General features: G+C 63.7%; 23 protein-coding genes, 1 other RNA gene and 1 pseudogene. 4 read left to right on the forward strand and 21 right to left on the reverse strand.

The genetic code is table 11. The features are described 5' to 3' along the window. Positions 1-52 precede the first annotated feature (52 nt). The 16 genes and pseudogenes from CU110_RS12055 to rsmI all read right to left on the reverse strand — a co-directional run bounded on the left by CU110_RS12055 (position 53) and on the right by rsmI (position 15,208). On the reverse strand, positions 53-778 hold the full coding sequence (locus CU110_RS12055; RefSeq protein WP_077371691.1) for a cell division protein FtsQ/DivIB: 726 nt from the start codon (positions 776-778) through the stop codon (positions 53-55). Between the two features lie 3 nt (positions 779-781). After that, complete coding sequence (locus CU110_RS12060; RefSeq protein ID WP_084209794.1) at positions 782-1,735, reverse strand: D-alanine--D-alanine ligase; 954 nt, start codon at positions 1,733-1,735, stop codon at positions 782-784. Between the two features lie 22 nt (positions 1,736-1,757). Continuing rightward, positions 1,758-3,170, reverse strand: coding sequence for a UDP-N-acetylmuramate--L-alanine ligase (murC, locus tag CU110_RS12065; RefSeq protein WP_084209210.1), 1,413 nt, complete (start codon positions 3,168-3,170; stop codon positions 1,758-1,760). Between the two features lie 22 nt (positions 3,171-3,192). Further along, positions 3,193-4,224 (reverse strand): undecaprenyldiphospho-muramoylpentapeptide beta-N-acetylglucosaminyltransferase, encoded by a 1,032-nt coding sequence (gene murG, locus CU110_RS12070; protein ID WP_127736895.1) that lies wholly within the window; start codon positions 4,222-4,224, stop codon positions 3,193-3,195. Between the two features lie 95 nt (positions 4,225-4,319). Further along, positions 4,320-5,537 (reverse strand): putative lipid II flippase FtsW, encoded by a 1,218-nt coding sequence (ftsW, locus tag CU110_RS12075; protein ID WP_077371685.1) that lies wholly within the window; start codon positions 5,535-5,537, stop codon positions 4,320-4,322. Further along, positions 5,530-6,204 (reverse strand): cyanophycin synthetase, encoded by a 675-nt coding sequence (locus CU110_RS18060; protein ID WP_346427137.1) that lies wholly within the window; start codon positions 6,202-6,204, stop codon positions 5,530-5,532. The genes ftsW and CU110_RS18060 overlap by 8 nt, the downstream gene beginning before the upstream one ends. Further along, positions 6,194-6,979: a Mur ligase family protein gene (locus CU110_RS18065; RefSeq protein ID WP_346427138.1), complete on the reverse strand. Its 786-nt coding sequence runs from the start codon at positions 6,977-6,979 to the stop codon at positions 6,194-6,196. Before CU110_RS18065 ends, CU110_RS18060 begins: the two co-directional genes overlap by 11 nt. Before the next feature lie 13 nt (positions 6,980-6,992). Further along, positions 6,993-8,075, reverse strand: coding sequence for a phospho-N-acetylmuramoyl-pentapeptide-transferase (gene mraY, locus CU110_RS12085; RefSeq protein WP_077371680.1), 1,083 nt, complete (start codon positions 8,073-8,075; stop codon positions 6,993-6,995). 9 nt (positions 8,076-8,084) lie between these two features. After that, positions 8,085-8,582, reverse strand: a complete 498-nt coding sequence (locus tag CU110_RS17230; RefSeq protein ID WP_240665378.1) for a cyanophycin synthetase — start codon at positions 8,580-8,582, stop codon at positions 8,085-8,087. A 94-nt stretch (positions 8,583-8,676) separates the two neighbouring features. Next, on the reverse strand, positions 8,677-9,534 hold the full coding sequence (locus CU110_RS17235; RefSeq protein WP_240665379.1) for a Mur ligase family protein: 858 nt from the start codon (positions 9,532-9,534) through the stop codon (positions 8,677-8,679). Next, positions 9,531-10,763: pseudogene (locus tag CU110_RS16280) on the reverse strand (UDP-N-acetylmuramoyl-L-alanyl-D-glutamate--2,6-diaminopimelate ligase); the annotation flags it as partial. The gene CU110_RS17235 and the pseudogene CU110_RS16280, both read right to left, overlap by 4 nt. Positions 10,764-10,799: 36 nt before the next feature. Then, the gene (locus tag CU110_RS16285) at positions 10,800-12,461 is read right to left on the reverse strand and encodes a penicillin-binding protein 2 (RefSeq protein WP_077371671.1); all 1,662 of its coding nucleotides are present in this window, start codon (positions 12,459-12,461) and stop codon (positions 10,800-10,802) included. A gap of 67 nt (positions 12,462-12,528) precedes the next feature. Next, positions 12,529-12,852, reverse strand: coding sequence for a cell division protein FtsL (ftsL, locus tag CU110_RS12100; RefSeq protein ID WP_077371668.1), 324 nt, complete (start codon positions 12,850-12,852; stop codon positions 12,529-12,531). A gap of 47 nt (positions 12,853-12,899) precedes the next feature. After that, complete coding sequence (rsmH, locus tag CU110_RS12105) at positions 12,900-13,850, reverse strand: 16S rRNA (cytosine(1402)-N(4))-methyltransferase RsmH (protein ID WP_077371665.1); 951 nt, start codon at positions 13,848-13,850, stop codon at positions 12,900-12,902. Positions 13,851-13,951: 101 nt separating this feature from the next. Beyond that, an RNA gene (gene rnpB, locus CU110_RS12110) (RNase P RNA component class A) lies at positions 13,952-14,304 on the reverse strand. A gap of 22 nt (positions 14,305-14,326) precedes the next feature. After that, entirely contained in the window at positions 14,327-15,208 is an 882-nt protein-coding gene (gene rsmI, locus CU110_RS12115) for a 16S rRNA (cytidine(1402)-2'-O)-methyltransferase (protein ID WP_127736149.1), read from the reverse strand. 103 nt (positions 15,209-15,311) lie between these two features. Between rsmI and CU110_RS12120 the strand changes: the two genes are divergently transcribed. The 4 genes from CU110_RS12120 to CU110_RS12135 are packed head-to-tail and all read left to right on the forward strand — an operon-like array spanning position 15,312 to position 18,839. Beyond that, positions 15,312-17,213 (forward strand): penicillin-binding protein activator, encoded by a 1,902-nt coding sequence (locus tag CU110_RS12120; RefSeq protein WP_084209215.1) that lies wholly within the window; start codon positions 15,312-15,314, stop codon positions 17,211-17,213. Between the two features lies 1 nt (position 17,214). Next, a complete protein-coding gene (locus CU110_RS12125) occupies positions 17,215-17,607 on the forward strand; it encodes a YraN family protein (protein WP_077371656.1) in 393 nt (130 codons plus the stop codon). A 21-nt stretch (positions 17,608-17,628) separates the two neighbouring features. Beyond that, complete coding sequence (locus CU110_RS12130; RefSeq protein ID WP_043332512.1) at positions 17,629-18,222, forward strand: phosphoheptose isomerase; 594 nt, start codon at positions 17,629-17,631, stop codon at positions 18,220-18,222. 38 nt (positions 18,223-18,260) lie between these two features. After that, positions 18,261-18,839: a BON domain-containing protein gene (locus tag CU110_RS12135; RefSeq protein WP_077371653.1), complete on the forward strand. Its 579-nt coding sequence runs from the start codon at positions 18,261-18,263 to the stop codon at positions 18,837-18,839. Here the strand turns inward: CU110_RS12135 and CU110_RS12140 are convergent. The 5 genes from CU110_RS12140 to petA all read right to left on the reverse strand — a co-directional run bounded on the left by CU110_RS12140 (position 18,775) and on the right by petA (position 22,630). After that, positions 18,775-19,209, reverse strand: coding sequence for a ClpXP protease specificity-enhancing factor (locus CU110_RS12140; RefSeq protein ID WP_127736152.1), 435 nt, complete (start codon positions 19,207-19,209; stop codon positions 18,775-18,777). The two genes, CU110_RS12135 and CU110_RS12140, sit on opposite strands and share 65 nt — an antisense overlap. A 35-nt stretch (positions 19,210-19,244) precedes the next feature. Next, on the reverse strand, positions 19,245-19,871 hold the full coding sequence (gene sspA, locus CU110_RS12145) for a stringent starvation protein SspA (RefSeq protein ID WP_077371647.1): 627 nt from the start codon (positions 19,869-19,871) through the stop codon (positions 19,245-19,247). A gap of 91 nt (positions 19,872-19,962) precedes the next feature. Continuing rightward, entirely contained in the window at positions 19,963-20,775 is an 813-nt protein-coding gene (locus CU110_RS12150; protein WP_127736155.1) for a cytochrome c1, read from the reverse strand. Continuing rightward, complete coding sequence (locus tag CU110_RS12155; protein ID WP_084209218.1) at positions 20,772-22,034, reverse strand: cytochrome bc complex cytochrome b subunit; 1,263 nt, start codon at positions 22,032-22,034, stop codon at positions 20,772-20,774. The genes CU110_RS12150 and CU110_RS12155 overlap by 4 nt, the downstream gene beginning before the upstream one ends. Continuing rightward, positions 22,034-22,630 carry a ubiquinol-cytochrome c reductase iron-sulfur subunit gene (petA, locus tag CU110_RS12160; protein ID WP_077371638.1) on the reverse strand — a complete coding sequence of 199 codons (597 nt, stop codon included), beginning with the start codon at positions 22,628-22,630 and terminating at the stop codon, positions 22,034-22,036. Before petA ends, CU110_RS12155 begins: the two co-directional genes overlap by 1 nt. Between the last annotated feature and the right edge of the window lie 155 nt (positions 22,631-22,785).

Below are 22,785 nucleotides of genomic sequence, written 5' to 3' on the forward strand. Positions count from 1 at the left end.
CACTAATATCAGCGCCTCAAGACCTTCGTTCTGAAGTGTCGCCGATTCTCCCTCAACCGTTGCTTTCTTCCAGTGCTGTCGTCTCGCCATGCCACGCCACGGCTACGCCGTTGGGATAGCGGAGGTCAATGTAGCGAATCTGCGACGCCTGCCCCCCCAATTGACGCTGCCAGGCTGCCATGAAGCGAGCCAGACGGGCCTCCCTGTCATTGCGACCCAGCATGACCCAGACGCTGTCATTGACCTGAAAACGCCAGGCGCCACGTGGCTCGAGACGCAACTGGGAGACATTGAGCCCCAGACCGCCCAACTGGCTCTGCAGCGCGTCCAGCTCGGCCAGCACCTCGGAACCGCTACCCTTGGGGCCTGCCAGATTCGGCAGATTTCCCAGCTGGGTGACAGGGGCTGCCTTGAAGGCCTCGCCTCTCACGTTGATCAACTCACCGTCATTCCAGTAGGCCACCGGCTGCTGCTCGAACAGCTCGAATTCGAGTGTATCCGGCCAGCGACGCGAAATGCTCACCTCACTCAGCCAGTCGATCGCCAGAGCGCGACGCCGAACTTCCCCCAGCGGGACAGAGAGCCAGCTTTGTCCGCGAATCAACGGCGCGATATGGCGCTGGAGATAGGCGGCGCTCACGTGTTCGAAGTCACCCTTGATGGTGACTCGCTCGATGGGGCGGTCCAGCCAGGTCCACAATGCCTGGCCACCCGCCACCATCAGTGCCGCTCCCAGCACCAGGCCGAACAGTGCACCTGCAGAGCTACGCGCCGCCATGGGTCAGTGTTCGCTCTGTGGGCAGGCGGACGCGGCGACGTCATGACGCTCGGTCAGCGTCGTGTCGAGAATCCGCAGTACCAGCGCCGTGAAATCCAGCCCCACATGCGCGGCTGCCTGTGGCACGAGGCTGTGATCGGTCATGCCCGGCGAGGTGTTGACTTCCAGCAGCCAGAAGGCGCCGTCCGCATCTTCCATCACATCGACACGCCCCCAGCCCTCGCAGCCCAGCACGTTGAATGCCTTGAGCGAGAGAGTCGCCAGTTCGGCTTCGCGCGCAGCCTCCAGACCGCAGGGCAGCAGGTAGCGAGTGGTATCGGTCACGTACTTGGCATCGTAATCGTAGAAACCGCTGTCCGCTTCGATGCGAATGGCCGGCAACACCTCACCGTCCAGCACCGAGACCGTATATTCCGGCCCCTTGATGAACTGCTCGGCCATGACGACACCATCGAAACGACAGGCATCCTGCCAGGCGGCCTTGAGAGCGCCAGCCTCCTCGACGATATGGATGCCCAGCGTCGAGCCTTCGTGCACCGGCTTGACCACTACCGGCGTACCGAGCGTCTCGAGCACATTCTGCCAGTCAGTGTCCGCCGCCAGGCGACAGGAGCGTGGCGTCGGCAAGCCTTCGACATCCCAGAGCTTCTTGGTGCGCAGCTTGTCCATCCCCAGCGCGGAGGCCAGCACGCCACTCCCCGTATAGGGAATGCCCAGAAGGTCAAGCGCCCCCTGCAGAGTGCCATCCTCGCCACCACGTCCATGCATGGCGATGAAGACGCGGTCTGCGCGCAGCGCCTCCAGACCGGCCAGGCCATGGGCCATGTCGTACCCCTGCACATCGAGGCCGGCCCCTTCCAGGGCCGCGAGCACCGCCGCACCACTCTTCAGCGATACCTCACGCTCGGCACTCACTCCACCGAACAGCACCACGACGCGACCATAGCGTGTCGCCATTTCCGGCTTCACCGCGGTCCGGTCATAGCGCCACCTCGGAAAGCTTGAGATCCGCACCGGCCAGTGACAGGGCGATGCCGCCGACATCACCCGCCCCCTGGGTGATCAGAATATCGCCCGGGCGCAGCACATTGTTGAGCAGACTCGGCAACGCACGCTTGTGCTCGACGAACAGCGGATCCACCTGCCCACGCTGACGGATCGAGCCGGCCAGAGAGCGGCCGTCGGCCCCCGGAATCATCGCCTCTCCTGCGCTGTAGACATCCAGCAGCAGCAGGGTATCGACCTCGGACAGCACCCGCACGAAATCCTCGTAGAGATCATGGGTGCGCGAGTAACGGTGAGGCTGATAGGCCATCACCAACCGACGCTCCGGCCAGCCGGCACGCACGGCACGGATCACCATTTCCACTTCTCGCGGGTGATGGCCGTAGTCATCGACCAGCATCACGCTCTGCTCGCCATTGGGTGCCGCGAATTCACCATGCACCTGGAAGCGACGACCCACACCGGCGAAGCTGGCCAGCGCACGCGCTATCGCGTCATCGCTCACGCCGACATCGGTGGCGATCGCGATGGCCGCCAGAGCGTTGAGCGCGTTGTGCTCACCCGGCATGGCCAGCGTGATCTCCAGTGGCGCATGCCCCTCCGGACGCAGCGCAGTGAAGCTCAGCTGACCGCCGCCCTGGCGGAAGTCGCTGATGCGATAATCGGCATCCTCGCTGAAGCCATAGGTCACGAACTGGCGCTGCACGCGCGGCAGCAGCTCGCGGACATTGGCGTCATCGAGACACAGCACCGCCAGGCCGTAGAACGGCAGGTTGTGCAGGAACTCGATGAAGGTGTCCTTGAGGCGATTGAAGTCACCCTCATAGGTCGCCATGTGGTCGGCATCGATGTTGGTGACCACCGAGATCAGCGGCTGCAGGTGCAGGAAGGAGGCGTCGGACTCATCCGCCTCGGCCACGAGGTATTCCCCTTCCCCCAGGCGTGCATTCGTACCGGCGCTGGTCAACTTGCCACCGATGACGAAGGTCGGGTCCATGCCGCCCTCCGCAAGCAGCGTGGCCGTCAGGCTGGTCGTGGTGGTCTTGCCATGCGTGCCGGCAATGGCGATCCCCTGACGGAATCGCATCAGCTCCGCCAGCATCTCGGCACGACGTACCACCGGCACCCGATGGTCACGCGCCCAGGCCACTTCCGGGTTGCTGGTATCCACTGCCGTCGAGACCACCACCACATCGCTGCCTTCCGCGTTGACAGCCGCATGACCGATCGCCACGCGCACACCACAATCCCGCAGGTGCGCCGTCACGGTGGACTCCTTGAGGTCACTGCCGCTGACCTCATACCCCATGTTGCTCAGTACTTCAGCGATACCACACATGCCCACGCCGCCGATGCCGACGAAGTGGATGCGACGGATGCGGCGCATGCCGACACCACGATCAGAATTCCTAGCGTTCAAGGCGAGTCTCCATGCAGCCTGCCAGCATGGTCGCTACCGCGTCGAGTTCCGCACTTTCGCGGGCGCGAGCGGCCATGCCAGTGAGTATCTTGGGATCCAGCAATTCCCCCAGCGTCTCGGCGAGACGCTGGGCATTCAGCGTATTCTGGGGAATCAGACGCGCCGCGTCGGCCGTGACCATCACCGCCGCATTGACGGTCTGGTGATCATCCACGGCATGCGGGAACGGCACGAAGATGGCGGGTCGTCCGGCAGCGGCAAGCTCAGCGACCGTCAAGGCACCCGAGCGACACACCACCAGATCCGCCCAGGCATAGGCTTCGGCCATGTCGGTGATGAACTCGCTGACCTCGGCCGTGACACTGGCGGCCTGATAGGCGGCAACGGTCGCCTCCTCTTTGTCACGCCCGGCCTGATGGCGCACCAGGGGGCGCGAGGACGCCGGCAACAGTGCCAGCGCCGGCGCCAGCTGCTCGTTGAGTGCCTGGGCGCCCAGCGAGCCCCCCATCACCAGCAGGTGAAGCGGTCGCGCACCGACGGCGGCGATCTCGTCGCGCACCGGATTGCCCACCACCTGCGCAGCGATGGCGGCAGGGAAGGCGCCGGGAAAGGCGGCGTAGACCCGCGTTGCCATCCGGGCCAACACCTTGTTGGTCAGTCCGGCGATGGCATTCTGCTCATGGATCACCAGCGGAATGCCCTCCAGGCGTGCCGCCAGTCCGCCAGGACCGCTGGCAAAGCCTCCCAGCCCGACGACCAGCACCGGCTTGAGTTCACGGATGATGCGTCGCGCCTGCAGAACGGCGCGGGTCAGGCGAAATGGGATCGCCGCATAGCCGGCAAGCCCCTTGCCACGCAGCCCAGCCACTTCCACTCGATGCAGCGGATACCCCGCCTCCGGAACCAGTCGGTTCTCGATGCCACGCGGACTGCCCAGCCAGTGGATTTCATGTCCTTGGCTGGCGAGAGCACGCGCCAGCGACAACGCCGGTATCACATGCCCCCCCGTCCCTCCAGCCATCATCAGCACGATGCCGGCAGAGGGCGTGTCAGCAGGGGCGTCAGAGGTCTCGGGTCGCGAGGCATCAGCCGCAGGCACTGCAGAAGAAGATGACGTCATGCCTTGGCTCCTTGCGTGGTCTCGGGCGACTTGCCGGTCTTGCGCCGCGCGGGACTCTTGCCGCGCGTCAGCAGACGAACTTCCGTATCGATTCGCATCAGAATGGCGATCTGTATGCAGCTGACGATCAAGCTGGAGCCCCCATAGCTCATCAGCGGCAGCGTCAGCCCCTTCGTCGGCAGTAATCCACTGGCGACCCCGATGTTGATGAAGGCCTGGGCCCCCAGCACGAGGGCGATACCGTAGCCGAGGTAGGCGCTGAACGGCAAGCCGGCAAGCTCGGCACGTCGGGCGATCTTGAAGGCCCGATAGATCAGGAGCGCGAACAGCCCGACCACCGCCGTGGCACCGATCAATCCCAGTTCCTCGGCCAGTACCGCGAACACGAAATCGGTATGCGCTTCGGGCAGATAGAAGAGTTTCTGCACGCTGTTGCCCAGCCCCATGCCGCTCAGGTGTCCTCGCCCGAAGGCGATCAGGGCCTGGGTCAGCTGATAGCCGCTGTCGTACATGTTCGCCCACGGGTCGGTATAGGTGGTCAGGCGCTCCCAGCGATAGGGTTCGGCGATCGCCAGCGACCAACCGCCGCCGATGGCCGCTGCCAGAAGGACGATGAAGCCCCACCAGGCGACCCCCGCCAGCAGCAGCATGCCCATCACCGCACCGCCCATCACCACGATGGACCCGAAGTCAGGCTCCAGTGCCAGCAAGAGAATCATCAGCATCAAGGGCATGCAGGGCAGCACGAGACCATTGACGACACTGGCGCGCACCTTGTCGAGACGCCGATCCAGATACCCCGCCAGCCACATCATCAGGCACAACTTGGCGACCTCGGAGGCCTGCACCCCGCCGATCACCGGCAAGGGAATCCAGCGCTTGGCGCCGTTGATCTCACGCCCGACCACCAGCACGACCACCAGCAACACGAACCCCAGCATCAGCATCGCGAAACTGCGTTGCTGCCAGGCCGACATCGGTATGCGCAGCGTGCAATAGGCCGCCACCAGCCCGATCAGAATGAAGATGCCGTGACGCATGCTGTAGTAGAAGGCGTTGCCGTCAAAGCGCTCGCTGGAGATCTCGCTGGAAGCCGAGGTGACCATCACCCAGCCGATACACAGAATCGCCAATGCCGCGAAGACCAGCCAGCCATCCACTGGCTGCTGCTCGGTACTCATCGCCTGACGCACTCGACTGGCCTTGTCACCCATCCGCTTCGCCCTCGTTGCCCGCGTCCATCACATGCTCCGACACCCAGTCACGAAACGCATCGCCGCGCACCATGTAATTGGGGAACTGATCGAGACTGGCGCAGGCAGGTGACAGCAGCACGCAATCTCCCGGCCGAGCGACTCGCTGAGCATGGGCCATGCCTTCCGTCAGCGTCGCGACCCGGCTGACGCGAAGGCTATCCTCCAGTGCCAGCGACAGGCGCTCTGCATCCTGTCCGAAAAGCACCGCCTCACGCGCAAAGCGTGCCAGCGGCGCGGCCAACGGCGTGAAGTCCGCGCCCTTGCCCTGGCCACCGGCCAGCAGAATCAGCTTGCCATCGAGTGTCGGACCGAGACCGGCGATCGCCGCCAGCGTCGCGCCGACGTTGGTGCCCTTGGAATCGTTGATCCAGCGCACGCCTGCCACGTCAGCGATCAGCTCGCCCCGGTGCGGCAGCCCCGCGAAGCGCTCGAGTTCGGCCACCATGGCCTCCTGCGCGAGACCGATCGCCGTGCCCATCGCCAGCGCCGCCAGCGCGTTGGCCTGATTGTGACGCCCGGCCAGACGCACCTGCGCGGCAGGCATCACGCCATGCAGGCCTTCGGATGCCACGTGACACAGCATGAGCGTGCCGTCCTGCTCCGCCAGACGCCATTCAGCCCTCATTCAGGCGTACGCTGAAGCTGGCGCGCGCCACTGCATCCTCCTCGGCCGGCCAGCTCCAGGCATCGTCGGCATTGATGACCGCCAGGCCCGCCCCGCGGAAGATGGCACGCTTGGCGGCCTGATAGCCGCGCATGCCGTCATGGCGATCGAGATGGTCTTCGGAGAGATTCAGGAAGCAGGCGACATCTGCCTTGAGCTCGGGCGTGGTCTCGAGCTGAAAGGATGACAGTTCCAGCACATACAGTTCGGCATCGGGCTGCTCACGCAGCAGCGTCAGCGCGGCGGTGCCCAGGTTGCCACCGACCGCCACGTCACGGCCTGCCCGCTCGGCCATCCTCGCCACCAGCGTGGTGACGGTGGACTTGGCGTTCGAACCGGTGATGGCGACCAGCGTCGGCCGCCTTCCCTGCGCATCCCGGGCCTGGCGTTCATCGAGTGCCCGCACGAACAGCGCGATCTCGCCGACCAGGCGCTCGCGTACCGGGTCAAACACGGCCTGACGCGGGTCGATGCCCGGACTGAGCACCACCTCACCAAAGCGTGACAGATCCAGCGCTTCCAGCGGCCCGAGATGGACCTCGGCCTGCGGTGCATGCTCGTGCAGATTCTCGAGCCCCGGCGGTGCACTGCGGGTATCGGCGACGGCAAAATCGATGCCACGATCACTCAGATGGCGAGCGATCGCCTGTCCGGAGACACCAAGACCGACCACCAGGGTCGGTCCTTCGGCAGGCACCGGCGAGGCCGGTGCGTGGGAGGTGACAGAGAGGGTCATCGCGAAAGCGTCCTCAGCGAACCTTGAGTGTGGCCAGGCCAAGCAGCACCAGCACGACGGTGATGATCCAGAAGCGCACGATGACGCGCGGCTCCGGCCAGCCCTTGAGTTCGAAGTGGTGATGCAGCGGCGCCATGCGGAAGATGCGTCGTCCGGTCAGCTTGTAGGAGCCGACCTGCAGGATGACCGAGACGGTCTCCATCACGAAGACGCCCCCCATGATGAACAGCACGATTTCCTGACGCACGATGACCGCGACCACGCCCAGTGCCGCACCGAGAGCCAAGGCGCCCACATCGCCCATGAAGACCTGGGCGGGATAGGTGTTGAACCACAGAAAACCCAGGCCGGCGCCCGCGATGGTGGCACAGAACACCGCCAGCTCGCCGGAACCGGCAATGAACGGAATGTGCAGATACTCCGCGAACTTCAGGTTGCCCGAGGCGTAGGCGAAGATCGCAAGCCCCATGGCCACCAGCACGGTCGGCATGATCGCCAGCCCATCGAGGCCATCGGTCAGATTGACGGCATTGGAGCTGCCGACGATCACGAAATAGGTCAGCACCATGTAGAAGATGCCCAGCGGGATGACGACATCCTTGAAGAACGGCACCAGCAGTGCTGTCTCGGCAGGCGTGGAAGCCGTCAGGTACAGCACCACGGCCGCCCCGATGCCCACCACCGACTGCCAGAAATACTTCCAGCGCGCCGGCAGGCCACGGGGATTCTTCTCCACCACCTTGCGGTAGTCATCCACCCAGCCGACCGCACCGAAGCCCAATGTGACCGCCAGCACCACCCAGACATACAGATTGGTCAGGTCGCCCCACAGCAGGGTCGAGACGGCCATCGACAGCAGGATCATCACGCCGCCCATGGTCGGCGTACCGGCCTTGGACAGGTGGGACTGAGGGCCATCATCACGCACGGCCTGGCCGATCTGGCCATCCACCAGCTTGCGGATGACCCAGGGGCCGAGCCACAGGCACAGCAACAAGGCCGTCAGCGTGGCCAGCACCACACGCAGGGTCAGATAATTGAAAACCGTAAAGGCGCCATTGAATTGGGCCAGAAACTCAGCAAGCAGCAGCAGCATGACTCACATTCACCTTGATGCGTCGACCTTGAGCGCGGCAACGACATGTTCCATGCCTGCGCTACGAGACCCCTTGACCAGAACACTGGCCCCGGTGGGTAGATGGGTACGGGCGTAAGCTTCAAGCTCCGCCCGCTCCTTGAAATGCATGCCACCTGCGCCGAAGGCCTCGGCAGTCGCTCTGGCCTTTTCACCACAGGTGGCAACGAAATCGATACCGAGCTTGCGGGCGTAGGCGCCCACCTCGGCGTGCAGCCGCTCGGCGTCCTCGCCCAGCTCGCCCATGGCGCCCATCAGGCACCAGCGCGGAGCAGGAAGGCTCGCCAACAGCTCCAGCGCGGCCAGCATGGCCCCAGGGTTGGCGTTGTAGCTGTCATCGAGCAGACGAGCCCCATTGTGTCCTTCCACGACCCCCAGGCGACCCGGAACGCTCTCGGCGCTCTCGAGCCCCTCGATGACCAGCTGGCTGTCCACGCCCAGCGCCAGACAGGCAGCGGCTGCCGCCAACGCATTGGCGACATTGTGCCGTCCCAGCAGGGCAAGCTGGACCCGCCCCAGCGAGTGGCCGTCAAACGTCAGTTCGAAAGCATAACGCCCGAGCTCATCCGCGCCTAGCTTGCGTGCCTGCAGGCGTGCCGAACTCTCCGCCAGGTCCGCGACGCTCCGCGACGCTGAAGTCGATGATATCCACCGCCTGCCCCGTCACTGCCAGCGCCTGCCAGAGCGTGAAATAGACATCATCACGATTGAGTACCGCCACCGGACGGCGCCCCCCCAGCGGACTGAGTCCGGCAAGAATCTCGCCCTTGGCCTGGGCGATCTGCCCCATGCCACCGAATTCCCCGACGTGAGCACCGGTGACATTGGTGATGACCGCCACCTGTGGACGTGCCAGCGCGGTGGTCCAGGCGATCTCACCGAGATGATTGGCGCCCAGCTCGACGACGCCATGCTGATGCGCATCGTTCAGGCGCAGCAGCGTCATCGGCAGACCATAGTCATTGTTGAGGTTGCCCTGTGTGGCAAGGCTCTCGGCGTCGAAGCGCGCGGCATCACGTACCAGGATGGCATGCACCAGTCCCTTGACGCTGGTCTTGCCGCTGTTGCCGGTCACGGCGATCAACGGCCGCCCCCAGGCTCGCCGACGTGCCGCCGCCAGCAGACCGAAGGCGAGCCGCGTGTCAGGCACCACGATCTGCGGCAACGGGTCATCCACCGGATGCTCGACCAGCGCCGCGATCGCGCCATTGTCACGAGCCTGAGCCAGGAAGTCATGGGCATCGAAACGCTCGCCCTTCAGCGCCACGAAAAGCGGCGACCGCTGGCTGGACAGCTTGCGGGTATCCGTCTCGATGGCCCCCAATGACCGGCCGACCAGCGCCGAAGGCAGCCGAGCCGAGAGCAGCTGAGCCACCTCATCGAAGCACTCCAGCCCAGGAGACTGCACTGACGCACTCATGCGTCGCTCTCCAGACCTTCCTGAGTGGAGAGCGCACGACGCTCGAGCGCCGCCACCGCATGTGCGACATCCGAGAACGGCAGACGCTCGCCCGCCACTTCCTGGTAATCCTCGTGGCCCTTGCCGGCGATGAGAATCACGTCATGTTCGCCTGCATCACGGATGACCTGGGCAATGGCCTCGGCGCGCCCGGCGATTTCCCGGGCGCGCTCCCGGGCCTGGATGCCATCCATCATCTGCTGACGAATGACAGCGGCCTCTTCACTGCGCGGGTTGTCATCGGTAATGACGACGCGATCGGCGCCCTGCTCGGCGGCCGTCGCCATCAGCGGGCGCTTGCCGGTGTCGCGATCACCGCCACAGCCGAGCACGCACCACAGCCGAGCATCATCACGCGCCGGCAGATGGGCACGCAGTGCCGTCAGCGCGGTCTCGACCGCCTCCGGGGTGTGGGCATAGTCCACCACCACCACGGGCGCGCCCTCGCGGGTCAGGCGCTGCATGCGTCCCGGCACCGGCGTCAGACGCGGTGCCGCCGCGAACAGGTCCGCCAGCGAATGGCCGAGGCCATGCAGGATCAGCATCGCCAGCAGGGCATTGTCGAGGTTGAAGCGCCCCATCAGATTGAGGCCGAGCTCACGCTCACCGTCAGGCGTCGCGATCACGGCCACCTGCCCCAGCGGCTCGGGGAAGACGTCCAGCACGCGCAGGGTGGCCACCTCGTCACGCCCCATCGCCAACACGCGCACACCGCGCTGCATGCCGGCCAGCATCAGACGCGCCAGCGCATCATCGGCATTGAGCACCGCAAGCTTGAGTTCCGGTCGCTTGAAGAGCTTGGCCTTGGCCGCGGCATATGCCGCCATGCTGCCGTGGTAATCCAGATGATCACGCGACAGATTGGTATAGCCCGCCACCGTGAAGCGGCAGCCGTTGACACGGTCCTGGTCCAGCGCATGGGAAGAGACTTCCATCGCGACCAGTTCCGCACCGGCCATGCTCAGGCCCTTGAGCGCCGCCTGGACGGCGAGTGCATCCGGCGTGGTGCGCTCGCCGGCGACCAGCGCGCCAGGGCGGCCGATCCCCAGCGTGCCGATCATGCCGGAGGGGATGCCGAGCGCCTCGGCAAACTCGGCAATGTAATGGGTCACGGAGGACTTGCCGTTGGTGCCGGTCACGCCGACCAGCGTCAGTGACTCCGGCACGCCAAAGGCCTGTCGTCCCAGCTCGCCGAGCTGCGCGCCGAGCCCCTCGAGCCAGACGACTCACTCGCCGACGGCGCTGTCAGGTGGCACATCCAGAAGACGCAGCGCCTTGCCGACCACGCGACCGAACACCGGCGCCGCGACTAGGCCCCCGTAGTATTCCTCGCCCTTGGGATTCTCGATCATCACCACGGTCACGATGCGCGGGTCGGACACCGGCGCAATGCCGGCGAACAAGGAGCGATAGGCCGTCTTCTGATAGCCACCGGAGGTCACCTTACGCACCGTACCCGTCTTGCCCGCGATACGGTAGCCCTCGACCACGGCACGCTTGGCGGGACCATTGGGCTGGACGATCTTCTCCATCATCCCGAGCAGGGCATGGGAATTCTCGGGCGAGATGATCTGATCCCCCACCGGCGGGGTATTCACCTTGAGCAGCGACGGCGCCAGCCGGCGACCATCATTGGCCAGCGCGGTATAGGCGCTGGCCAGCTGCAAGGCCGAGACACTGATCCCGTACCCGTAGGACATGGAGGCCCGCTTGCTGCGCGACCAGTTGGTCGGGGCCGGCAGAACGCCCGTCGTCTCGCCCGGGAAGCCGGTACCCGGCGCCTGCCCCAGACCCAGCTCATAATAGCGATTCCATACCGCGTCATCCTCGAGGCTCAGCGCCATGCGGCTCATGCCGATGTTGGAGGAGTGATAGAGAATGCCGGCCATGTCGAGCTTGCCGTAATTGCGGAAATCGCGAATCGTGAAGCGGTCGACCCGCATGTAACCCGGCGTAGTGTCGATCACCGAGTCCGGCTGATACTTGCCGGAGGCCAGACCTGCACTCATCGCCAGAGGCTTCATGACCGAGCCCGGCTCGAAGGCATCGGTGATCGCACGGTTGCGCAGACCGGCAGGGTCAAGCCCCGCACGATTGTTGGGGTTGTAGGACTTCTGATTGACCATCGCCAGCACTTCTCCCGTGCGAGCGTCCATCATCACCAGGGTGCCACCGTCGGCACGGTGCTCGGCCACGGCGGCCTTCAGCTCACGGTAGGCCATGTACTGAAGACGCAGGTCGATGGAGAGGGTCAAATCACCACCAGGCTTGGCTTCGCTGATCAGATGCAGGTCACGCACCAGGCGTCCCTTGCGGTCCTTGAGCACGCGACGCTTGCCCGGCGTACCGGAGAGGTAGGAATTGTAGGCAAGCTCAAGCCCCTCCTGGCCCTTGTCATCGACATTGGTCACGCCGACCAGCTGTGCGGAGACCTCGCCCGAGGGGTAGTAACGCTTGTATTCCTGCTTGTGGTGGACACCCGGAACATCCAGGTCGATGGCGGGTTGTGCCTGAGGAGGGGTCATCTGACGCTTGATGTACATGAAGCCCTTGCCGGCATCACGATATTGGCGCACACGGCGGATCAGGTCGTCAGGCTGCTGGCCGAGCGCGCGTGCCAGCAGTGACAGGCGCACCGGATCATCCGGCACCAGACGCGGGTCCGCCCACAGCGTGATGACCGGCGTCGAGATGGCCAGCGGCTCGCCACTGCGATCGGTGATCATGCCACGGTGCGCGTTGATGCTGTCGACGCGCAGGGTGCGCGCATCCCCTTGATCCTGAAGGAACTGCTGATCGAAGAGCTGCAAATAGCCGATACGCCCCACCAGGGCCAGGAGCCCTGCGAACACGATACCCAGCATGATGCGATAGCGGGCGGACCCCATGGGCCCACGCGCACTCTTGCGCGCCCCGGCGGCGGCGGGTCCGAGGAAGGAGGTCGACGTGTGGCCATCAGCGAATGACCTCGACATCGTGGACATCCGGTACGCGCATCTCGAGACGCTCGGTACTGATGCTCTCGATACGCGCAGGGGCGGACCAGGCACTTTCCTCAAGCAGCAGGCGCCCCCAGCGAGCACGCGCATCATCACGCGCCGCCTCGAGCTTCTGGAGTTGCGCGTATTGGCCGCGCGAGAGATGGGAGCTTACGACGACAGCAGCGGCGGATCCCAGCAGGCAGATCATCAGCACCACGAAGCACAGATGACGCCAACGCATCTGGAACCTGATCGGCCAGTTCCCTCTCCAGCTGCCCTGCTGCTTGCGTCCCGCCATGCTGACTCCCTTATCACTCTGAACGCGGTGATCTGCACCACGAGGCGTTATTTCAGCTTCTCGGCGATGCGCATCACGGCGCTGCGTGAGCGTACGTTCGCCTGCACCTCGCTTTCGGAGGCCTTCTGAGCCTTGCCGACCAGCTTGAGGCGCTTGTTGAGTTGATCTTCGCGAATGGGCATGCCACGCGGCGCCTGATCGCCACGCGCCTTGTCGCGCATGAAGCGTTTGACGATACGGTCTTCCAGCGAATGGAAGCTGATCACCACCAGCCTTCCCCCCGGTTTCAGGGCTTCCAGGCCAGCATCCAGCGCGCGGGTCAACTCATCCAGCTCGCCGTTGACATGGATGCGGATCGCCTGGAAGACACGCGTCGCCGGGTGCTTGTGCTTCTCCCAGTTGGGATGCGCGTCCTTGATCAGGCTGGCGAAGTCACCGGTCCGCGTGATGGGACGCTCGGCGCGACGCTCGACCACCGCACGTGCAAGACGCTTGGCATAGCGCTCCTCACCGTAGGTCTTGAAGACCCACGCCATGTCCTCGGCACTGGCACGTGACAACCACTCAGCGGCACTCTCGCCACTGGTGGGGTCCATGCGCATGTCCAGCGGACCATCATTCATGAAGCTGAAGCCACGCTCGGCATCATCCAGCTGCGGCGAGGACACGCCGATATCCAGCAGAATGCCATCGAGCTGACCATGCACGCCTTCCCGCTCGGCATATTCGCCCAGGCGGGCAAATTCACCGGCGTGAATGGAAAAACGGGAATCCTCGATGGTGGCGGCTTCCGCCAATGCCTGGGGGTCGCGATCACAGGCGATCAGACGTCCACCGTCATCGAGACGCGACAGGATCAGGCGTGAGTGACCGCCGCGCCCGAAAGTACCGTCGAAATAGACACCGGAGACGTCCTGAATCAGCCCATCCACCGCGCCATCGAGCATGACACTGACATGCGCGAAGCGATCCGCAGCTTCGGATTCGGCGGCTGACATGGCAGCGGCTGATTCGGGAACGGAGGGAGCGCTGGGCTTGGACATGACGAAATTCGGGACCTTGGCACGCGTTGCGGGCAGTAAAGGCGGACGCCATATTAGGCGGGAGACGGCCGATAAGCCGGGTCTTGTCGTGGACAGTCATTCATCTAGGCCCTGAATCACTTCAGGGCTCAAGCAACCAACCCGCCCCCACTGCGGGCAGCAGCATAGGGGGCCTATTTGGTCTTGCTCCAGGTGGGGTTTACCTCGCCGCGAACTGTTACCAGACGCGCGGTGCGCTCTTACCGCACCCTTTCACCCTTACCGGCCAGCCGAAGCTGACGTAGGCGGTCTTCTCTCTGCTGCACTTGCCGTCGGCTCACGCCGCCCAGACGTTATCTGGCACCTTGCCCTATGGAGCCCGGACTTTCCTCCCCCAGCTCACGCTGGCGGCGACTGTCTGGCCATCTCCCAAGCGCGCAAGACTATCAGTGTCACATCGTTTCCACAAGCTGGCGCTCCGCCGCATCCTTCAGGGCTTGTGCCTTGGCATACCAGGCCTTCTTGCGCCCGCCGACCAGACGAGCGGCGATCGCCGCCATCTGCTTGACGCCGACCCCCTCTTCCCACAGCACCTTGAGAAGCGCATCACCCTCGACGCTGGCAGCCTCGTCGCCCTCACGTGCCGGAGCCCCTTCGATCATGACCACGAATTCACCGCGCGTCTGATCGCCATCCGCCTCCATCATCGCCAGCAGCTCAGCAGCCGTCCCGTCCAGGAAGGTCTCGAAGGTCTTGGTCAGCTCACGTGCCAACACGACTCGGCGCGCCCCGAGAACGTCGTGGATATCCTTCAACAACGCCTGGATACGGTGAGGCGACTCATAAAGCACATGCGTCGCGCTATCCTCACGCAGTGCCGTGAGGCGCGCCTGACGTGGCCCACCCTTGTGAGCGAGAAACCCCTCGAAGGTGAAGCGATCCGTCGGCAGGCCAGCAGCGCTGAGCGCGGTAATCAACGCGCAGGGGCCGGGAAGCGGGACTACCTTGAATCCGCGCTCCCGCAGCGCCCGCACCACGATGAAGCCGGGATCGGAGATCAGCGGCGTCCCGGCGTCGGAGACCAGCGCGACACGCCGCCCCGCCTCCAGGGCCTCGCACAGCTGATCGACCCGCCCGCGCTCATTATGGTCATGCAGTGACATCATGGGGACTTCCAGCCCCAGATGGCGCAGCAGACGGGCACTGTGGCGGGTGTCCTCAGCCGCGATCAGATCCACTTCGCCCAGCACCCGCGCGGCACGTGGGCTGAGGTCATCGAGGTTACCAATCGGCGTGGCGACCACGTACAATACGCCTTCAGAAGACTCAGACATTCAATGCTTCGACTCGTTGAACTCAGTGGTAGATATGGACGTCAGAGACAGCCGAGTGGCCTGACCACGGCCTCCTCGCCCATCAGCCAAGGGACCGTCGTACATGGGCCAGACATGGAATCGTGCGCCTGACAACGTGCTGCGCACTGCGTCAACCATTCGGCACAAGAGCTTGCGCCTCCCGCGCACCAGCCTGCGCGGACTGGCCGGCATGGCCATCGCGGCACTGCTGCTGGCCGGGTGTGCCGGGCAGTCCTCCCGTCCCAGCGGACCGGGGGCGGACGCGCTGCTGGCTCAAGCGGAGCAACAACAGGGCCAACAGGCCGCCGGCACCCGACTGCAGGCCGCCGATATCCTAGCACGCAGCGGCGACAACGCGCAGGCGATCACCATCACCTCGGACATCGACCCCGCGAGTCTGGAACCCCAGCAACGCGTGCAATGGGCCCTGTTGCTGTCGCGCATCGCCCTCGAGCAGCAGGATGGCTGGAACACGATACTCGCCACGTCCGTGCTGGAAGACGACATCACGATGTCCAGCGGCGATCAGCGCACGCTGCGCAAGCGTCGCGGCCTGGCGCTCGGCATGGTCGGCGAACCTCTGGCCAGTGCCCAGACGCTGATTGCCCTGCAGGCGGACACTGATGACCTCAGCATCAATGACACCCTGTGGGAACAGCTCACGCGCCTGTCTCCCAGCCAGCTTGGCGAGCTGGCCAGCGCCAACGCCATTGCCAGCGGCTGGACGGACCTGCTGCGTCTGCAGCGGCGCTTCGGCGGCAACATCGACCAGATGTTTTCCGCCATCAACGACTGGGCGGATGCCAATCCGCAGCATCCGGCCGCACGCCAGATGCCGCAGGGCATCCTCGATCTGCGCGAGCTCTCCGGCCAGGAAGTCCGCAAGATCGCGGTCTTCCTTCCGCAGTCCGGCCCACTCAAGCGTATCGCGCAGGCAATTCGTGAGGGCATCGAGGCACGCCATCGCAGCGCCATCGACAATGCCGAAGCCACGCCGCAGCTGAGCTTCTTCGATACCTCAAGCGCCGATCTCAAGACATTGTATGCCCGCGCGACCATGGAGGGAGCTCAGGTCGTGCTCGGCCCGCTGGACAAGCAGCTGGTCAGCCAGCTCGAGACCCAGAACAGCCTGCCGCTGCCGACCCTGGCCCTCAATTACGGCACCCATGAGCGCAATCAGGCCGACAACCTCTTCCAGTACGGCCTGTCCGCCGAAGACGAAGCGCGCCAGGTCGCACTGCGCGCCTCACTTGACGGCCATCGTGGTGCCGCGGCCATGATTCCCGACAATGCCTGGGGTCAGCGCGTCTACAGCGCCTTCCGTGATCGCTTCGAGCAGGAAGGTGGCGACATCGTTTCCATCGAGCGCTACAACCCCAAGGGCCCGGTCAGTGAAGCGGTCAAGGATCTGCTTTCCGTCTCCAGCCAGGATCAGGCGCGCATGAAATCCGCCAAGAAATCCGGCAGCAAGTATGGCCGCGCCCACTCCGGCAACATCGACATGATCTTCCTGCTGGCGCTGCCAAGCTACGCTCGTCAGGTGCCGCCGATGCTGGACTTCTACTACGCGGGCAACCTGCCGATCTACGGCACCTCACACCTTTATGAAGGCTCCCCCCAGCCCGCTCAGGATGGCGACCTCAATGGCGTCAATTTCGTCGACATCCCTTGGGAAGTGCCGCAGGCCTCCTCCGGCGGCAAGGCCACTCTGCCGGAAGCCGATACCTATCGCGCCCTGTCGGATGCCTCTCCGCGCATGCTCAAGCTCAATGCCATGGGCGTCGATGCCTATCGCCTGGCACAGCGCGTTCCGCTGATGCTGGCCGGTGCCGGCGGGGAACTCTTCGGAGCGACCGGCAGTCTATTCCCGCGTCATGATGGACGCATCGAACGCACGCTGCCGTGGGCGGAGTTCAGAGGCGGCGTACCACGCCCGCCGCTGAAAGGCGCCAGCAGCCGCACCGTCGAAGCCTACACGCCCTGACATGGCGCGCCCTGGAACGACCGGGCAGGAGCCACCACAGCGTCGCGCGAGAGCGCGCGGCGCCGTGATCGAAGCCGAGGTCGAGAAATGGCTGTCAGCCAGAGGTCTCGTGCCTGTCACGCGCAATTCGCATGCCAAGGGCGGCGAGATCGACTTGATCATGCGTGATGGTGACACCCTGGTGTTCATCGAAGTGCGTTACCGCGCCAGCTCCCGGTTCGGCAGCGCACTGGAAAGCGTGACCGCCACCAAGCAACGCCGGCTGATCAAGGCCGCGCGTTTTTATCTGGCCCATCACGGGCTATCATGTTCCTGCCGCTTCGACGTGGTCGGCGTGGAGGGCCCTCCCCCTCTCGCCATTCACTGGATACGCCACGCATTCGAAGCGTTCTGAAGCCAACGACCAAGAGCCATCATGGATTTCCAATCTCGTATTCTCGGCCACTTCAACGCCAGCATCGACACCAAGACATACGCCAGTGAAGTGCTGCCGCCCTTCATCGAAGCGGCGAGTCAGATGATGGTCCAGAGCCTGGTCAATGACGGCAAGATTCTGGCCTGCGGCAACGGCGGCAGCGCCGGTGACAGCCAGCACTTCTCGTCAGAGCTGCTCAATCGCTTCGAGCGTGAACGCCCGAGCCTGCCGGCCATCGCCCTGACCACCGACACCTCGACGTTGACGTCCATTGCCAACGATTACAGCTACAACGAGGTGTTCTCCAAGCAGATTCGCGCCCTGGGCCAGCCCGGCGACATCCTGCTGGCCATTTCCACCAGCGGCAACTCCGCCAACGTGGTACAGGCCATCCAGGCGGCCCATGACCGCGACATGCGCGTGGTGGCACTGACCGGTCGTGACGGTGGCGACATGGCTTCCCTGCTGGGCAGCGAAGATTGCGAGATCCGCGTACCGGCGACCTCCACCGCGCGCATTCAAGAAGTCCATCTGCTGGCCATTCATTGCCTGTGTGATCTGATCGATCACCAGCTGTTCGGCAGCAACGAATAACGCCTTGCGACACACGGCGCTCACCAGGAGATTACGGCATGACGCCAAAGTACCTGCTTTCCCTCATGGCCACCGCCGGCTTTCTATCCCTTGCGGGCTGTACCACCGTGGCCGACCTGACTCACAGTGGTCCCATTGACGAGGACTACGGTGATCGCACTCTGGGCGCTCAAGTGGAAGACGAGAGCATCGAGACCAAGATCGAAGTCAATCTCGGCAAGATCGATGCGCGCTTCAATGACGCCCATGTCAACGTGAATGCCTACAACGGCATGGTCCTGCTGACCGGGCAAGTGCCCAGCGACGAGCTCAAGCAACGCGCCGCGGAAGTCGCCAAGGATGTCCGTCGCGTACGCCAGGTACACAACGCCCTGGAAGTCAGCGCCAATGCGCCTACCAGCCAGCGCGTCCAGGACACCTGGCTGACCACCCGCGTCAAGGCGACTCTCGCGGCCGATGCCAACATCGATTCCGGGCGCATCATGGTGCTGACCGAGAATGCCAGCGTCTACCTGATGGGCATCGTGACCCGCTCGGAGGCCGACCAGATCGTCAGCAAGGTCTCGGAAGTCGGTGGCATCCAGCGTATCGCCAAGGTCTTCGAGTATCTTGATTGACGTAGACCGCACCATCCGAGGCTGCCTCACCGAAGGCCAGGTCATCCGCACCCGGCATGACAGGCTCATGCCCGAACACCATGCCAACGCCATTCTCGCGAGAGTACAGCGCCACCAGCGCCGGTGTCGGCACGCTGACGTGCATCGGCTGACCACCGAAACGGGCATTGAAGCTGACACCCTCATTGGCGATGAGCAGATCACGCACGGCACCCGGCGCGATGTTCAGAACGATCTGGCCATTCTGCACGTGTTGACGCGGCACCTGAACGCCATCCTGCTCGGCATCCACCACGATGTACGGCGTATTGTCGTTATCCAGCAGCCACTCGTAGAGCGCACGTGCCAGATAAGGGCGACTGGAAAGCATGAGAGAACCTCTTGAACTGCAATGGATGTCACGAATCAGATACGCATCTCGCGCTCTGCCTCGGAGAGAGACGCCTTGAAGGCATCACGATCGAACAGACGCTCCATGTAGTTCAGCAGCGGCTTGACCTGCTTCTCCGGCAGCTCGATGTTCAATGTCGGCAGACGCCACAGAATCGGGGCGATGCACGTGTCGACCAGAGAGAACTCGTCGCTCATGAAGAACGGCATGTCATCGAAGATCGGCGCGATTCCGATCAGGCTCTCGCGCAATTCCTTGCGTGCCTTGTCGGCTTCCTTCTTGGTGCCGTTCTGGATGGTTTCCATCATCGGCACCCACTCGCGCTCGATGCGGTGCATCCACAGACGGCTCTGGGCGCGCGCCACCGGATACACCGGCAACAGCGGCGGATGCGGGAAGCGCTCGTCCAGGTACTCCATCATCACCTTGGACTCGTAGAGGACCAGGTCACGGTCCAGCAACGTCGGCACACTGTTGTACGGGTTCAGATCAGCCAGCTCGGCCGGACGGTTGTCATCATCTACATCAATGACATCGACTGCTACACCCTTCTCGGCCAGCACGATCCGTACACGGTGGCTGAAGTGGTCGTCACCACCGGAGTAGAAGGTCATCGATGAACGCTTGGCCACAACACCCATGAAACTGTCCTCGCATCTGTTCGAGCCATGCCCGCGTCAGCTTTTGGCCTGACGAACGGGAATAAGTTTCCTCTGGCCACTCCGGGAGCCATCAATGAATGTCGCGCCAGTATTCCTTCTTGAGAAGATATGCCAGCAGAGTAAAGATCAGGATGAATATTAACACCTTGGGGGCCATGCTCTCAGCCTTGAGTCGCGATGGTTCGCCCACATAGGCCAGAAAGTTGGTCAGATCCCACACGGCCTGGTCGAATTCCTCTGCTGTCATGCTGCCCGGCGAGGTGATCTCCAGCACGTCGCAGGAGTCATAGTGCCCCGTTGCCGGGTTCAGCTCCGCTCCCGGAGGCACCAGGTCGCTCTGGGCGCAGACCTTTTCCTGAACGCCCTGCAATGTCTCCAGCACATTGGGCATCGCCACCAGCGGATAGACAGCATTGTTGACACCCCAGGGGCGCTCGGGATCGCGATAGAAGCTCTTCAGGTAGGAGTAGATCCAGTCCGTCCCGCGCAGACGCGCCTCGAGAGACAGATCCGGTGGCGGCGTACCGAACCAGCTCGCGGCGTCCTCAGTCTTCATCCCGATGCGCATGGTGTCATTGATCTTGAGTTCTGGCGAGAAAATCAGATATCGCTCGACCAGATCCTCGGGCATCTCCAGGTCCTCTGCGGCACGCGAATAGCGCTGATACTGCAGGCTGTGACAGCCGAGGCAATAATTGGTGTAGAGCTGCATGCCGCGCTGCAACGAGGGCTTGTCATGCAGATCCGGCTGCATCGACTCACGCACTGCCTCGCCCCCTGCCGCGCTGACAGCTCCCGCCCCCAGCAGGCCGGCCACCACCACCACGCCTGCAGCCAGTACATGCTTCAGCCAGTCCCTTGACCCACCCTTTTGCCCGCTCATCGGCCTATCACCCTGTCCGGCACCGCTCGCGTCTTCTCGAATCGCGTATACAGCGGCATCAGTATGAAGAAGGCGAAGTACGCCACCGTCGCGATCTGCGCGATGATCGTGCGCTCGAACGTCGGCGGCATCACGCCAAGCACCCCCAAGGTCACGAAGCTGACCACGAACACGAGTATCGCGATACGCGATAGCCAGCCCTTGTAACGGATGGAGCGCACAGGAGAACGATCAAGCCATGGCAACACGAACAGGATGGCGATCGCCAACCCCATCACCACCACGCCCCAGAACTTGGCATCGACCCCGAACAAGGGATAGTTCACGGCCCGCAACATCGCGTAGAACGGCGTGAAATACCAGACAGGGGCAATATGCTCAGGTGTCTTCAACGAGTTGGCCGGTTCGAAATTGGGCGTCTCGAGGAAGTAGCCGCCCCCTTCCGGGAAGTAGAAGATCACGGCACAGAACACGAACAGGAACACACCGACACCCACCAGGTCCTTCACCGTGTAGTAGGGATGGAACGGAATGCCATCCAACGGCTGGCCCGCCTCATCCTTCCTGTCCTTGATCTCGATGCCATCCGGATTGTTCGACCCCACCTCATGCAGCGCCACCAGATGCAGCACCACCAGCCCGACGATGACCAGTGGCAAGGCGATGACATGCAGGGCAAAGAAGCGATTCAAGGTAATGCCGGACACCAGGTAGTCGCCACGGATCATCTGCGCCAGATCCGCTCCGATGACCGGGATCGCCGTGAACAGCGAGATGATCACCTGCGCCCCCCAGTAGGACATCTGCCCCCAGGGCAGCAGATACCCCATGAAGGCCTCGGCCATCAACGCCAGATAGATGCACATGCCGAAGATCCACACCAGCTCACGCGGCGCTCGGTATGAGCCGTAGATAAGCCCCCGGAACATGTGCAGATAGATGACGACGAAGAATGCGGACGCCCCCGTGGAATGCATGTAACGGATCAGCCAGCCATATTCCACATCGCGCATGATGTATTCGATCGAGGCAAAGGCCCCTTCGGCGGTCGGGGTATAGCTCATGGTCAACCAGATACCGGTAATGATCTGATTGACCAGCACCAGCAGCGCCAGCGAGCCGAAGAAATAGAAGAAATTGAAGTTTCTGGGCGCGTAGTAGCCTGTCAGATGGTCCTGCAGCATCTGGGTGGCCGGAAAGCGATCATCGATCCAGCGCATGATGCCTCGCGACGCCTTGGCACGTTCTGGATTCCCCATCACACAGCCTCCTCATCGACGCCGATCACCAGCACCTGCTCGCTTTCATAATGATGCGGCGGCACCTCGAGATTCGAGGGCGCCGGCACTCCGGTGAACACGCGACCCGCGAGATCGAATTTCGAGCCATGACAGGCACACAGATAGCCACCCGGCCAGTCAGCGCCAAGATCCGCGGCACCCATCTCGGGTCGATAACCCGGCGAGCAGCCCAGATGGGTGCAGATTCCCACCAGTACCACGTACTCGGGCTTGATGGAGCGCAGGACAGCATCCACATAGGCTGGCTGCTGGGGACGGCGTGATTCGGGGTCCTGCAACTCGGCGTGCGGGATGGCCCGGATGTCATCAATCATCTCGGGGGTGCGACGCACCACCCATACCGGCTTGCCGCGCCACTCGATGGTCATCTGCTGACCCGGTGCCAGGCGCGAGATATCCGCCGTGACAGGTGCACCTGCCGCTCTTGCCCGTGCGCTCGGCTGCCAGGAAGCCAGAAAGGGCGTCGCGATGCCAACGGCGCCTATCGCCCCCACGACACTGGTCGCACTGACGAGGAAGCGGCGCCGCCCTCGATTCACACCTCGATTAGCCATATTGTTATTGTCTCCCGAACACCACCGCATGCTGCCAGACCATTCCCTTGCCGGGCACTTGACGCTTGACTGTATTAAAGGGCAAGAACCCACCGCTCACAACTCAAGAAAATCACTTTACCAGAAGCGGCTTTCTTCAATTGCGCTCGCACCAT

The sequence above is a fragment of the Cobetia sp. ICG0124 genome (assembly GCF_004006355.1).
Taxonomy (GTDB): Bacteria; Pseudomonadota; Gammaproteobacteria; order Pseudomonadales; family Halomonadaceae; genus Cobetia; species Cobetia marina.

What these genes read in the sequence shown, in the direction of transcription:
- CU110_RS12055 (WP_077371691.1), bottom strand. Translation starts at nt 778, where the DNA reads ATGGCGGCGCGTAGCTCTGCAGGTGCACTGTTCGGCCTGGTGCTGGGA.
- CU110_RS12060 (WP_084209794.1), bottom strand. Translation starts at nt 1,735, where the DNA reads ATGGCGACACGCTATGGTCGCGTCGTGGTGCTGTTCGGTGGAGTGAGT.
- murC (WP_084209210.1), bottom strand. Translation starts at nt 3,170, where the DNA reads ATGCGCCGCATCCGTCGCATCCACTTCGTCGGCATCGGCGGCGTGGGC.
- murG (WP_127736895.1), bottom strand. Translation starts at nt 4,224, where the DNA reads ATGGCTGGAGGGACGGGGGGGCATGTGATACCGGCGTTGTCGCTGGCG.
- ftsW (WP_077371685.1), bottom strand. Translation starts at nt 5,537, where the DNA reads ATGGGTGACAAGGCCAGTCGAGTGCGTCAGGCGATGAGTACCGAGCAG.
- CU110_RS18060 (WP_346427137.1), bottom strand. Translation starts at nt 6,204, where the DNA reads ATGAGGGCTGAATGGCGTCTGGCGGAGCAGGACGGCACGCTCATGCTG.
- CU110_RS18065 (WP_346427138.1), bottom strand. Translation starts at nt 6,979, where the DNA reads ATGACCCTCTCTGTCACCTCCCACGCACCGGCCTCGCCGGTGCCTGCC.
- mraY (WP_077371680.1), bottom strand. Translation starts at nt 8,075, where the DNA reads ATGCTGCTGCTGCTTGCTGAGTTTCTGGCCCAATTCAATGGCGCCTTT.
- CU110_RS17235 (WP_240665379.1), bottom strand. Translation starts at nt 9,534, where the DNA reads ATGAGTGCGTCAGTGCAGTCTCCTGGGCTGGAGTGCTTCGATGAGGTG.
- CU110_RS16285 (WP_077371671.1), bottom strand. Translation starts at nt 12,461, where the DNA reads ATGGGGTCCGCCCGCTATCGCATCATGCTGGGTATCGTGTTCGCAGGG.
- ftsL (WP_077371668.1), bottom strand. Translation starts at nt 12,852, where the DNA reads ATGGCGGGACGCAAGCAGCAGGGCAGCTGGAGAGGGAACTGGCCGATC.
- rsmH (WP_077371665.1), bottom strand. Translation starts at nt 13,850, where the DNA reads ATGTCAGCCGCCGAATCCGAAGCTGCGGATCGCTTCGCGCATGTCAGT.
- rsmI (WP_127736149.1), bottom strand. Translation starts at nt 15,208, where the DNA reads ATGTCTGAGTCTTCTGAAGGCGTATTGTACGTGGTCGCCACGCCGATT.
- CU110_RS12120 (WP_084209215.1), top strand. Translation starts at nt 15,312, where the DNA reads ATGGGCCAGACATGGAATCGTGCGCCTGACAACGTGCTGCGCACTGCG.
- CU110_RS12125 (WP_077371656.1), top strand. Translation starts at nt 17,215, where the DNA reads ATGGCGCGCCCTGGAACGACCGGGCAGGAGCCACCACAGCGTCGCGCG.
- CU110_RS12130 (WP_043332512.1), top strand. Translation starts at nt 17,629, where the DNA reads ATGGATTTCCAATCTCGTATTCTCGGCCACTTCAACGCCAGCATCGAC.
- CU110_RS12135 (WP_077371653.1), top strand. Translation starts at nt 18,261, where the DNA reads ATGACGCCAAAGTACCTGCTTTCCCTCATGGCCACCGCCGGCTTTCTA.
- CU110_RS12140 (WP_127736152.1), bottom strand. Translation starts at nt 19,209, where the DNA reads ATGCTTTCCAGTCGCCCTTATCTGGCACGTGCGCTCTACGAGTGGCTG.
- sspA (WP_077371647.1), bottom strand. Translation starts at nt 19,871, where the DNA reads ATGGGTGTTGTGGCCAAGCGTTCATCGATGACCTTCTACTCCGGTGGT.
- CU110_RS12150 (WP_127736155.1), bottom strand. Translation starts at nt 20,775, where the DNA reads ATGAGCGGGCAAAAGGGTGGGTCAAGGGACTGGCTGAAGCATGTACTG.
- CU110_RS12155 (WP_084209218.1), bottom strand. Translation starts at nt 22,034, where the DNA reads ATGGGGAATCCAGAACGTGCCAAGGCGTCGCGAGGCATCATGCGCTGG.
- petA (WP_077371638.1), bottom strand. Translation starts at nt 22,630, where the DNA reads ATGGCTAATCGAGGTGTGAATCGAGGGCGGCGCCGCTTCCTCGTCAGT.